The following is a 12232-nucleotide window of genomic DNA, read 5'->3' as shown; positions in this document are numbered from 1 at the left end:
CTGAATCGGCTGCTAGTACGTTGACTAGCGAAGAAGTAATGGGAGGCAACTGTGGCTAAGAGGTACTTCATCTCCCACGCTGGAGTCGACAAGCCGCTGGCGCTGGAGTTGAAGGCAAGGCTCGATGGCGAGTCATGGGTTGACCTTCACGAGATCGATTTAGGTCAAATAGTTTTGCATGAGATTAGCGCTGGAATCGAAGCGGCCACGGACTTTGTTCTGTTGTGGTCGAAAACCTCGGCTCAGTCAAGATGGGTGCAGTTTGAGGCGACGATGGCATTCACTCGCTGGCTGGAAGACTCTGCGATAGCACTAAGAATCGTATGCCTCGATTCCACGGCCGTACCACTTCATTTTCGCCCGTTCTTGCAGGCGCGGACTGCAGCCAGTGCTGAATCTATCGCTTCGGTGTTGCAAGGAAATACTCCCGCACCAAGTCCGCGTCGACGCTTCTTCAATCGAAATGCTGAGGTTGATCAAATTGAGGGGGCTCTATATGACAATAACGTCTCTGTGTTGTGGATCTGCGGGATACCGGGAAGCGGCAAACGGTCGTTAGCGCGAGAGGCCTTGGCGCGAATTACTACAGGATCGGGAACAGTCCTGACGGTGACCGTTGATGGAGGAACTGCAGAGCCTGAGCTAAACTTGAGATTATCGAGTGCGCTCAGAGTAGATCCAGAGGCCGAGGGGGCTGACCTCGTTACTACTGCAGCCCATAGTGCGCGGCAAATCTCTTCATTCGCATCCTCGGGTGGTGTGCTGATATTCGAGGATGCAGAACACTGGCTGGAGGACGACGGCACATATGGACGCGTGCTCAGGCAGGTTGTTGAGGCTGTGCACCGTCCGGGCGATAATGTCAATCGACTAGTTATTTTTACATCACGAAGGAAGCCTAAGGTAGATCCGACCTACCAGGAGTCGGTGGCGTTCTTCTATTTGAATGGGTTGAAGGATCAACATGCATTGCCTCTGCTACGATCGCATGAGGCATCCGGATCGGATGAGGAGCTTTTGCGCGCGGCACGCGAGCTTGATGGTCATCCGCTCGCTCTAGAGGTCATCGCGCCGCAGCTACCCTTGAGTGCGTTTGCTTTGAACGACAAGCGGCACGACATAGCTACTGACTTAATTGATCCATCTCGTGTCAGCACCCGGGGGTGGAGACTTCTGGAGATCTTATCGCTTGTCGATGGGCCGTTGAGCGGAAAAGATCTTTCGGCTGTTCTCGAACTCGACGCAGACAGCTACAACGATGCTGTATCGGAGGTGACGGAATACTCATTAGTGCGTCTCGGCGCGTCTGGAACACTTGCGTTGCATCCACTGCTGAGGGACTACTTCCTCCGATCCTATCGTAAGCACCCTGACTATTTGGAGCTGACTGGCGTACTCGCGAGTCTCTTAGTGGAGCGACTCAGTGAGCTCGAGCCGTCTGAGGAATCGTATGTCGAAACGTTGCTTTCCACAGTCAAGGTCCTCGGCTTGGCTGGACGACTAAATGAGGCGCGCGAGCTCCGGCAGGGCCTAATCGGCACCCTGTTCCAGACAGGAAAGGAGCTATTTCAGGAGCGCAGATGGGAAGACGCTCTTACTTATCTGGAAGAGGCGCTGACGGGAGACGATGAAGTCGATTTGCCGGCCCGTCAGCTTATTATGAAGGCACTCGCAAGCCTCGGCAGGCTCGCAGAGGCGCGCTCTCTCGGAGATCGACTGGTTTCGGCGAACTCGCATAGTCCTTCTGTTCTGAGGGATAGAGGGCGGGTTGAGCAAATTGACCGAAGATGGACTGAGGCGATCAGATGGTACGAGCGTGCGATTCCGCTGAGGCAGAATAATTCGCAACTCTATGCCGATATCGCTCAGGTCAAGATTCGTATGGAGGACTGGGAAGGTGCCGCTGCGGCCGCTAAGACAGCCATCGACAAAGGTGGGGATACTCCGTATGCGCTGTCAATCTACTCACAGGCGCTGGAAGCGCTAGGTGAATTCGAAGACGCTCAGACTATGATGTCGCGTGCGGTAGGCCGGGAGCCAAACAATCCTCGCTATCGTCATAGACTCGGAAGAATTGCTCTACAACTCGGAAATAGACCTCTTGCTATGCAAGAATTTCAGCGGTCGGTGGAGATTGACGCTACCTTTGTGGACTCTTGGATGTCGCTCGCAAGCGTTCAGGTCGATCTCGGTGATAATGCTTCCGCCCAATTTTCTTTGGCGCGGGTTGAGGGACTGCCGGGAGCCCCGCCAGCCGTTGTTGGCAACGTCCAAGCGAAGTTGGCGCTCGCTATCGATGACCTCAATGATGCGCAGTCAGCGATTGAGAAGGCATTGAAGGATCGGCGGGATCCACAAAATCTCGCTCTTGCGGTACGTGTGTTGGTGGCTCGTGGCGAATCTGGAGCGTTGCCGGTTGGGCAAGCACGTGCGCAGGTACGCGTGTTGGCCAAAGAACTCATGGCTTTGGAAGAGCTGCAGATGATCTTAGATTTCTCTCAGCGCTTTCCGCAATATTTCGACTAAAAAATGGATTTGCAGTTCGCTGAACTCCGAATACATCACCCATCCGTAGTTCTGTTCCGCGATGGACGTCGCAGTTGCGGTGGGATGCGCCGTGCCTCGGTTATTCCTTGGGGGCGCTCCGTCCGGGACTCCGACGATCTCGATGCCCCGGTCAGAGCCGGGTAAGACTGACGCCGGCATCATCTGCGTGAAAGCGGCGGGCTGGTCGGTGGGACCGAAGACCGAGGCTGTGTGTACGACTTCATCGTCGCAAGCACGGGTGGATCCCTTGTCGGCTGTGTAGCTGGCCGCAGTGGGGCGATGTGGGTCGGGTGCGGCAGCGGTAGACCCTTTTCGGTTGATGTTTGCGTTCGAACCGGCGCGCTCCAAGCGGGGGAGCGACCTTGACACACGTGGCACAGCCCGGAGGTCGGCCGTGTGCGCCGACGCTGATGACCTCACCTTGGCCGTTGCAGTGCAGGTATTCGATGTAATGCGCGGTGTGCATAGTGGTCCCCCGGGCGCGGGTCGTCGAGGGGAACCGGCAGCCGCATCCGGCGTTCGAGTGGAGTAGCTCAGACGGTGTGGCAGAGCCCTGGAGGGGACGCCGCCTGGCCAGTAGCTGGCTCCGTAGGGCAGACGTTGAGGTTCGTTGCGGCGGGTCCGTTCACGATCGCAACTGTACGAGTCGCCAGGATGAGGTCGCTAGGCGCAACAGGCGTCGCGCATCTGCTCGGGGGATTGTTAAGTGAGTCCCAAGGCGTCTCTGGCCGTCGTGCGTGGAGAAGGAAGACTTTTGCGGTTGTGGCGACGCGTTGCCGGTACTAGCTGTTGCTTGGGGCAACTGTTAGGGATGGTTCGGCCACGGGGTGAGGTGGCTGCGGCCGGTGTGGTGGGTTGCGGGTGGGAGTTGGGGGCGGTGGAGGGAGCCGAGGGGGTGGTCGTCGGTGCGGGCGTTGGGGTCTCGGAGGACTGCCCAGTTGATGCGGTCGCCGTTGCGGGTGGGGGAGGAGCCGCAGGCCTTGGCGAGTTCGGAGAGGATGCGGATCCGGATCGGGTCTACGGGTGGGCCGCCGGGGAGGGTGGTGACGTCGGGTGGGTCGGGGCAGTCGTCGGTGACGGCGACGGTGAGGAGGTCTCTCCGGAGCTCGAGGCGGAGGATCAGGTCGCCGGCTGAGCGGTGGAGTGCTGTGCAGACGAGTTCGTTCGCGACCAGTACGGCGTCGTCGAGGAGGGTGGTGCAGCCCCACGTCGTACAGACGTCGGTGACGTATGTGCGTGCGGTGTGCGGGCTGGCCTCGGAGGGCGGGAGGATCATCACCGCGAGCCGGCGCAGCGGTGCGCGGCGCGCGGCGGCTCGACCTTGCGCCAGCGTCGGGCAGATCCGGACGAACCGTCCGAGCGTCCGCGCGGCAAGGCTCAAGCCACCATCGAACGCGGCGCCCGACACGAGGATGAGCTGTACGCCGGACCAGAGCGCCGCGCGGCGGGCGACCATGCTGAAGACGTTCAGGACGTACGCCTGCTCCAGCCGCGCCAGGCTCAGGTCGACAACGATCGACGACGGCTGCTCGGCGATGCACTTCATCAACGTGTCGCGTATCCGCGGCACGGCCGACAGCGAGACCGCGCCGGTCAGGGTCACCACCGCGATGCCCACGGTGGAGTCGTCCACCGCGATCATCAGGCCGGCCCCACCCGCACTGATCAGCTGTTCCGGCACGCCATGATCCACGGCGAGTCACCCCCGGGCGTTGTCCGTCAGCGCCGTACGGCTCCAACGTGTGAGCCACGTTACACCTGATCAAATGTCAGAGCTTTCCGGCAGCGGCTCACTCGGGGTGACTCCGTGCCACGAACAGCCGGACCGATCTCATCTCCCGTCCGGGACCGCGGTGACCCGCACGGTCCGGTTCAGGATCGCGAGGGAAGGAACGAGGTTGCCGTACCGGTCACGGTCGCGGCGGAACCCCGGGAAGTGGATGCCGACACCGACCGCGGTGATCGACTCGGATGGGACCTGCATCGCCTGGGCGAGCACGGCCCGGAAGGCGAGTGCGCGGTCTGTCGAGACCCGCTTGCGACCCTCCTCGGTGCCGGCCGAGCTGGTCGTACCGGTCACCTTCAACGAGCCGGGGCAGTCTCGCATCGCCTGGGCGACGCGGTCGGCGGCTGCGTCGGCGGCGTCGCGGTCCAGGAACTCCGCCGTGTCCGGCTTGAACCGCACCACCGTCTCCGGAATCACGAACTCCGCGCACGGGCTCTTCGGTACGACGGGCGCCTGCGGCGGCTCGACCGCAATCACCGAGACCTTGTGCGACGACTTCGAGTCCTCCTGGCCGACGCCGGGGAAGGTCACCTCGACCTTGGCGTGCGCCTTCACGAAGATCAGCTCCCACAGTTGCTGGAGCTGCTTGAGACGCGCCTCGTCGAGCGGCTGCTGGGGCGGACGGGTCGCGCCCAGCGCGATCACCTTGACCGTGAACCCGGTCAGGTCGGGGATGTTGCTCGGCTTCTGGCTGCTGAGCTGTTCGTAGATGTCCTCGGCGGTCCAGCCGAACCCGAGCTGCTGCAGCCGAAGGGCACCGGACGTCGACAGCAGCGAGTCGGCGACGATCAGCGTCTTGTCGCCCGGGACGCCCTTGAGCTTGCGGGCCGCTGCCGCGATCGCCGCCAGCGGGTCGCTCTCCGCGCTGGTCGCGACCGCTTCCTCGACCTTGTTGCCGAGGGTGATCTTGGCCTGGGAGATGTTGTCGGCGGTCTCCTGCTTGGTGCTTCCGGCGGCGATCTCCTGGTCGAAGACCTCCGTCCCGGCCCGGTTGCCGTCGACGCCGACCAGCACGAGGCGGGAGCCGGTCATCAGCGCGGGCAGCTTGCCGAGGACGGCGCTCTTCGTGACCTTCGGCGCGTTGCGGTGCGTGCTGACCACCACCGCGACGTTGGCCGGCGGGCCGGAAGGTTGTGCTGGATCCCCGCCGCCGCAGGCCGATATTCCGACCAGCAGTGCCCCCACCCCCGCTGCCGTGACAAGGTGCAGTGAGATCTTCATCGTCATCAGTCCTTTTCGTGGCACGGTCAGAACCAGTGCCGGCCGTGGGCGGGGCAGCTGACGCCCTGGAAGCAGTGCACGTAGTCGCGGTGCCCGTGGGGCGGCGACTCGCAGGCGACGAGCTCGCTCTGGCAGGCGCGGCAGAAGCCGGCCGGGTTCGTCTCGGACCGGCGCCAGCGCCAGAACCTCCAACTCATCAGGCCACCTCGCCGCTGGTCATCCCGGTGGTGAAGTCCGGCTTGCCCGTCATCGTGATCAGGCTGTCGCGGTAGTGGCGCTTGACGTGCGCGGCCGCCTTGACCAGGACGACGTCGTACACGTGCCGCCGGGCCTCGTTCTGCTTGTCGACCATCCGCCGCTTGAACTCGGCGTGGTTGGTCACCGCGGCCAGCTGCTTGCCGACCTTGGCCAGCCGTCGCCGCAGCAGCGCGATCGTCGTGTCCACCTTGACCGCGTCGGCACGGACCGGGTTGTGGGTGAGCACCTTGACGAACATCATCGCGATGCCGACGGCGAGGATCGCGACGTACCAGATGAGCAGCATCTGCACGTAGTGGAACTCGATCGGCGCGCCGCCGTCGGCCACCTGCTTGAGTGAGGCCGACCTCGTCTCCTGCGCCGAGGCGTCGGTTCTGGCCAGGGCCAGACCGAACCCGAACAGCAGCCAGAGCACCGTGCCGACGAAGACCGCGCGGTCGAGCCGGTTGGCGTAGCCGCGTCGACGCCAGCCGACCAGCCGGGTGCCGAACACGTAGGGCACCACCACCATGAACAGGATCAGCATCGCGGCCAGGCTGGCGCTGAGGTGCAGCTCGTCGGAGCGGATGAAGATCTGCAGGATCCACGTCAGCACGACACCTTCCGGTACGCCGAACAGGATCATCAGCCCGATCGTCGTGAACCACAGCTTCAGGCGCTCGGGCCGCAGCACGATCCGCAGGTACTTGTCACTGGTCGGCGCGGCCGGCTCGGTGGCCGACCAGTCGGTGTCGTCCCAGGACTTCTTCTCACCGCGCAGGACTCGTCCGAGCTCGGCCCGGCTCTCCTCCGCGGCCGTCAGGTCCCGGCTGATGGTCTCGTGCTGGAGCTGCAGCTTGGTGTGGGAGAGCCGTTTGCCGTCCTCGTCCTCGGTGGACTCCAGCGCCTGGTGGACGAAGTGGTCGCCCTCGGCCTCGGCGAGAATGCCGCGGACCTCCTCCTCGGAGCGGATCCGGTCGATCTTGGCGTCGATCTCGTTCTCGTACGGCAGCTGGCCCTCGATCGCCTCGAGCACGGTCACGTCGTACGCGCCGCTCTCGACGTCGACCCGGGCCTTGGCCTCGGCGGCCTTCAGCTCCAGCGGCAGGTCGAACTCCGGCGGCAGCTGGGCGAACGCGGGCAGGTCGCTGTTGCGCTGCACCAGCGCCGGCCGAGCATCGTGGTCGGCCCGGCGTCGGGAAAAGAACTTCATCTGGTCGCCTCCTCAGGCGCTGCGGGTCTGGACGGTGGTCAGATATGGTTGCCGAGAGCCCCAATCGGGGCCCTCGAACGGCGGCCCGACCGGTACCTGGCTCACCTTGCGGTCGGCGCGTGAGCAGCGGTGCCGGTTGTAGATCTCCACGCGCACCAGGTAGGCGCTCTCGCACAGCGAGCGCAGCGTGGCGAACTCCTCGGGCATACCGCCCAGCTCGGCGTCGATCGCCGCGATCCTGCTGGCCGCGCCGCTGCGGGCCAGCGCTTTGCGGTGCTCGTTCGCGAGTGCGCGCAGCTCGGCCCGGCGATGGATCGACCACTCGTGCAGGTTCCGCGGGTCGCCGTCCGGCCGGCGGGGCGAACCCGCCACCGGCTCCGGTGCCTCGCGGAGTACGGAGTCCTGCTCCGCACGCTCGGCCAGGAGCCGCTTCTCCTGGTCCTTGAGCTGCTTGCGCAGCCCTTGCGCGAAGCCGGCGTAGAGCTGGTTCTGCTCGTGGGTCCAGTTGGTCGCATCGCCGAGCGGCACCTCGCGGTACCGGACCCGGTCCCGGACGGCCTGCCACCAGATCCGTCGTCTTTCCTTCCGCGTGATCTCCAGCTCAGGCACAGATGCCTGCGTTGTCCACCCTGCGAGGGACGTCTCGTTCATCTCGTCTCTCCCTGTCCACCCCGGTGTTGCTGTTGGGAGCCGCGCCGCCGTACCCCTCCGATCGGCGGCGCGACCCGTCACCCCTGCTCGAGATCTCTGTCTCCTGACGGACGACGGGTCCGGATCCGGGTCGGTGACGCGCTCGCGGCCGTTCGATCTGTCCGGCGAGAAGGCGTGGGTGCAGCGGGGTGGGGGTGGGGTGTGCCAGGGTGGGTGCGTTGGGTGGGCGTGGAGGTGAGTGGTGTGAGGCAGCGCGTGGCGGCGGGGCTGTTTGTGCTGGCGTTTGCGATGGCGGGGGTCGCGGCGGGGCATGGGAATGCGGTGGAGGATCGCGCCGAGAGTTCGGGGTGCGAGCTGTTGATCGAGGGCGCGCCGCCGGAGGCTGGGCGGGGGGACGGTGAGGAGCCGCCGTTGATGGTGACGAAGGAAGCGTCGGGGCTGGTGAAGGGGCATGTGTTCACGCCGGCTGCGTTTCTGATGGCGAAGTCGACCTGTCCGGACGCCGGGATGTGGGAGAGCTGGCAGGGGAGTCAGCATCTCGACGGGGTGGAGTTCAGCGAGTCGGATCTGGCCAAGGTGCACGTGTACGACGGGGATCCGCTGGGGTTGCGGACCTGGCGCGGGCCGCAGGGGATCGAGACCAAGCCTGTGGACGTGGACATCCGGCTCGGGACCGACATCCAGTCGATCGCCAGCATTCCGCAGGACGACGGTGGCGTGGAGTCGACGTACGTCGTGCTGCGCTACTCGCCGGAGGACAAAGGGCTCGTACCGTACGGCGATGTGGGCGTGACCGTCGAGAAGCGCTGTGGCGAGAAGTGGTCAGAGCTCGCGAAGACCGGGACCGACGCCGAGCGGGGTGAGTTCACGGTCGCCGTACCGGCCGACGACTGTGCGGAGGAGCTGCGGGCGACGGCCGACGACACCGACGACACGTGGGGCCGCCCGATCGTGCTGACAAATTAAATCCGAATAAATCTGGACAGCCCGCCCGGGGCGGACATACTTGAACTCCTGAAGTAAGCCCGCCGCCCCTGGGAGTGATCGATGACGTTGTCCAGAAGGACGTTCATGGCCGGTACCGGAGGGGTGCTGGCGAGCATCTCGGTCGGGTCGGTCCTGCCCGAGCAAGCCGCCGCGGCGCCCGCCGCGAGCCTCACCGACCTGGCGCTCAACCGCCCGGTGAAGGCGTCCTCCACCGCGTACGCCGCGACGCCGGCCCAGTTCGCCGTGGACGGGCTGGCGCAGACCGGCGTGAAGGGCTCCGGCTGGCGGGCCGCGACCGGTGACCCGCAGTGGATCGTCGTCGACCTCCAGGCGCGCTGCCGGGTCGAGGCGGTCATGCTGACCTTCGAAGGCACGGCTGGTGACCCTGCCTTCGACCTGTCCGGCGGCAACCCGTACGGCCAGACGCAGGGCCACGAGGTCCTCTCCAGTTCGGCACTGGACTTCCGGGTGGACACCTCCACCGACGGTACGACGTGGCGCACGGTGCACCAGGCCACGAACAGCCCGGGTGGGCAGGTCGAGGTCCTGCTGACCACGCCGGTCAACGCCCGGTACGTGCGGCTGACCGGTACCAAGCAGGCCAACGCCAACCCGCTGGGGCTCAACGGCTTCCAGGTGTACGGCACTGCGAGTGGCAGCCGTCCGCCTGCCACCGGCTGGACCTCCTGGGGTACCCACCACGGCACACCGCCCGCACTGAAGGCTGACCTCGACGGCACGGTCCCGCTGGAGTCCGGCTGGTCCCTGACGACGGACGACTTCGCCGCCACCCAGGACGGCGCCACGCTGAGCAAGGCGGGTCAGGACACCTCCACCTGGCTGCCGGCCGCCGTACCGGGCACTGTGCTGGCGACGCTGGTTGAGCAGGGTCACTTCCCCGACCCGGTGGAGGGCATGAACAACCTGGAGATCCCGGAGGCGCTCAGCCGGCACCGCTGGTGGTACCAGCGCGCCTTCGACCTGCCGAAGGGGCTCGACGTCAGTGCTGGTCGCCGGGTCTGGCTGGAGTTCGACGGGGTCAACCACCAGGCCGACGCGTGGCTCAACGGCGTCCAGGTCGGCACGCTGAAGTCGCCGTTCGCCCGCGCCTCGTTTGAGATCACCGCCGCGCTGAAGGCGAAGAACGCGCTCGCCGTACAGATCACTCCGATGCCGCACCCGGGTCAGCCCGGCGACAAGGGTGACGCCGGGCAGGCGTTCGTCCAGTCCGGCAAGCTCTGGCAGGACTCGCCGACGCTGCTGTCGGCGTCCGGCTGGGACTGGATGCCCGCGGTCCGCGACCGGGCCGCCGGGATCTGGAACCACGTCCGGCTGCGCTCGACGGGCGACGCCGTACTCGGTGATGCGCGAGTGGTGAGCAAAGTTCCGGGGCGAGCCAGCGCGACTGTTGCCGTCACTGTTCCGGTCCGCAACGCGGCCGCGGTCGATCGGACCGTCAACGTCAAGGCCGTCTTCGACGGTACGACGCTGACCAGGACCGTCACGCTCAAGGCCGGCGAGAGCACGCACGTCGCGTTCGACGCGGTCACGGTGACGAATCCCAAGCTCTGGTGGCCGAACGGGTACGGCGATCCGGCGCTGCACACGCTGACCACGACCGTCTCGATCGGCGGCCGGATCAGCGACATCCGGAAGACGACCTTCGGGATCCGCGAGTTCGGGTACAGCTACGACCTGCCGATCAAGGTCGACCCGGCCACGAACTCGGCGCCACAGACTGTTCGGATCCCTCAGCAGACCAAGCGGTTCGTCCGCATTCAGGGCAAGCGGCGGGCGACCGGTTGGGGCTATTCGCTGTGGACCCTGGCGATCAAGGGCACCGGCGAGGTCGACCTTGCGCGGACCGGTACGGCGACCGCGTCGTCCGACGACGGCAGCCCGGCGGCGAACGCGATCGACGGTGACGACCGGTCGCGCTGGGCGTCGCAGTACACCGACGACCAGTGGATCCAGGTCGATCTGGGGTCGGCCAAGACGTTCGACCGGCTCGAGCTGTTGTGGGAGACGGCGTACGCCGCGCTGTTCGTCGTACAGGTTTCTGATGACGGCGACAACTGGGCCGATGTGCAGGAGGTGAGCAATGCGCCGGTGCCGTTGAAGATCAGCGTCAACGGGGTGCAGATCTTCTGCCGTGGGGGGAACTGGGGGTACGACGAACTGCTGCGCCGGGTCACGCCGGAGCGGATGCGTGAGCTGGTCGGCCTGCACCGTGACATGAACTTCACGATGATCCGGAACTGGATCGGGTCGAGCACGCGCGAGGAGTTCTACCAGGCCTGCGACGAGAACGGGATCCTGGTCTGGAACGACTTCTGGGAGGCCGGTGAGTTCTCCGACGATCTGCCCGGGTACGTCGAGATCGCGCGGGACACGATCGTGCGGTATCGGACGCATCCGAGCATCGTGATCTGGTGCGGGGCGAACGAGCAGCACCCGCCGGCGGGGATCGAGGCCGGCATCAGTGCCGCCGTACGGGAGGAGGATGACGAGATCCTGTACCTGCCGGACTCGGCGGCGGGGTTCGTGTCGGGGCACGGGCCGTACTACTGGGTGGATCCGGCGAAGTACTTCGACGCGAACACGTACGACACGTTCAACTTCGGGTTCCACACGGAGATCGGGATGCCGACGATTCCGGTGGTGGAGTCGATGCGGAATCTCGTCGGTGAGGGCGACGAGGGGTGGCCGATCGGGACGCCTTGGTATCACCACGACTGGTCGACGCATGGGAATCAGCGGCCGGAGACCTACCTGGCGGCGATCGACGATCGGTTGGGGTCGTCGAGCGGGCTGGAGGAGTTCACGCGTAAGGCGCAGTTGGTGAACTACGAGAACATGCGGGCGATGTTCGAGGCCTGGAACGCTCACTTGTGGGAGGACGCGTCGGCGTTGTTGCTGTGGATGTCGCATCCGGCGTGGCACAGCACGGTGTGGCAGACGTACGACTACGACCTGGATGTGAACGGGAGTTACTACGGGGCGCGGAAGGGGTGCGAGGCGATCCACGTCCAGGCGAGTCAGCCGGACTGGAAGGTTGCTGCGATCAACCACACGACATCGCCGTTGAATGCGACCGTGATCGCGGAGCTGTACGACCTGCAAGGGAAGCGGCTCGGGGCTCGGCAGGAGCAGGTGCTTTCGGTTGGGGCTTCGGGTAAGGCTGATGGGTTTGTGGTTGCCTTTGGCCCTGAGCTGCCGACGTTGCATCTGCTGCGGCTGAAGCTGACTGATGCTCAGGGCAAGGTGTTGTCGGAGAACACGTACTGGCGGTACCGGGCGGCGACTGACGTGCAGCAGTTGAACTCGTTGGGGAAGGCTCGGTTGAACGTTCGGACTACTGCTGGTCGGGGGAAGGTGACGGCGGTGATTCGGAACGACGGGAAGGCTGTGGCGCCGTTGATCCGGTTGTCGCTGCGGGACCGGGACGGTGAGCGGGTGCTGCCGGCGTTGTACAGCGACAACTACTTCTGGTTGCTGCCGGGGGAGTCGCGGACGGTCACGGTGACGGCAAACGTGACCGGGACGCTGAAGTTGCTGGTGGATCCGTACAACAGCTGAGCGCGGCGCCG

General features: G+C 65.2%; 8 protein-coding genes. 3 read left to right on the top strand and 5 right to left on the bottom strand.

All coding sequences use genetic code 11. The features are described from left to right. Positions 1 to 51 precede the first annotated feature (51 nt). Positions 52 to 2526 (top strand): tetratricopeptide repeat protein, encoded by a 2475-nt coding sequence (locus tag ACYVIO_RS29910; RefSeq protein ID WP_460654256.1) that lies wholly within the window; start codon positions 52 to 54, stop codon positions 2524 to 2526. Between the two features lie 826 nt (positions 2527 to 3352). On the opposite strand, the gene ACYVIO_RS29905 is transcribed toward ACYVIO_RS29910, so the two are convergent. From ACYVIO_RS29905 to ACYVIO_RS29885, 5 genes are all read right to left on the bottom strand, one after another. Then, positions 3353 to 4228 carry an STAS domain-containing protein gene (locus ACYVIO_RS29905; protein WP_460654255.1) on the bottom strand — a complete coding sequence of 292 codons (876 nt, stop codon included), beginning with the start codon at positions 4226 to 4228 and terminating at the stop codon, positions 3353 to 3355. A 150-nt stretch (positions 4229 to 4378) separates the two neighbouring features. After that, on the bottom strand, positions 4379 to 5554 hold the full coding sequence (locus ACYVIO_RS29900) for an OmpA family protein (protein ID WP_460654254.1): 1176 nt from the start codon (positions 5552 to 5554) through the stop codon (positions 4379 to 4381). A 26-nt stretch (positions 5555 to 5580) separates the two neighbouring features. Further along, entirely contained in the window at positions 5581 to 5751 is a 171-nt protein-coding gene (locus tag ACYVIO_RS29895) for a hypothetical protein (protein ID WP_460654253.1), read from the bottom strand. Continuing rightward, positions 5751 to 7004, bottom strand: a complete 1254-nt coding sequence (locus ACYVIO_RS29890; RefSeq protein WP_460654252.1) for a hypothetical protein — start codon at positions 7002 to 7004, stop codon at positions 5751 to 5753. Before ACYVIO_RS29890 ends, ACYVIO_RS29895 begins: the two co-directional genes overlap by 1 nt. A 12-nt stretch (positions 7005 to 7016) precedes the next feature. After that, positions 7017 to 7655 (bottom strand): hypothetical protein, encoded by a 639-nt coding sequence (locus tag ACYVIO_RS29885; protein WP_460654251.1) that lies wholly within the window; start codon positions 7653 to 7655, stop codon positions 7017 to 7019. Positions 7656 to 7898: 243 nt separating this feature from the next. Here ACYVIO_RS29885 and ACYVIO_RS29880 point away from each other — a divergent pair, with 243 nt between their 5' ends. Together ACYVIO_RS29880 and ACYVIO_RS29875 are read left to right on the top strand one after the other, a co-directional pair. After that, positions 7899 to 8621, top strand: a complete 723-nt coding sequence (locus ACYVIO_RS29880; RefSeq protein WP_460654250.1) for a hypothetical protein — start codon at positions 7899 to 7901, stop codon at positions 8619 to 8621. An 81-nt stretch (positions 8622 to 8702) separates the two neighbouring features. Beyond that, entirely contained in the window at positions 8703 to 12221 is a 3519-nt protein-coding gene (locus ACYVIO_RS29875; RefSeq protein WP_460654249.1) for a discoidin domain-containing protein, read from the top strand. Positions 12222 to 12232 lie beyond the last annotated feature (11 nt).

It is taken from the genome of Kribbella endophytica, from assembly GCF_054781295.1.
Note: the sequence above shows the minus strand (reverse complement) of the source record. Positions and strands in the feature narration are given on the sequence as shown.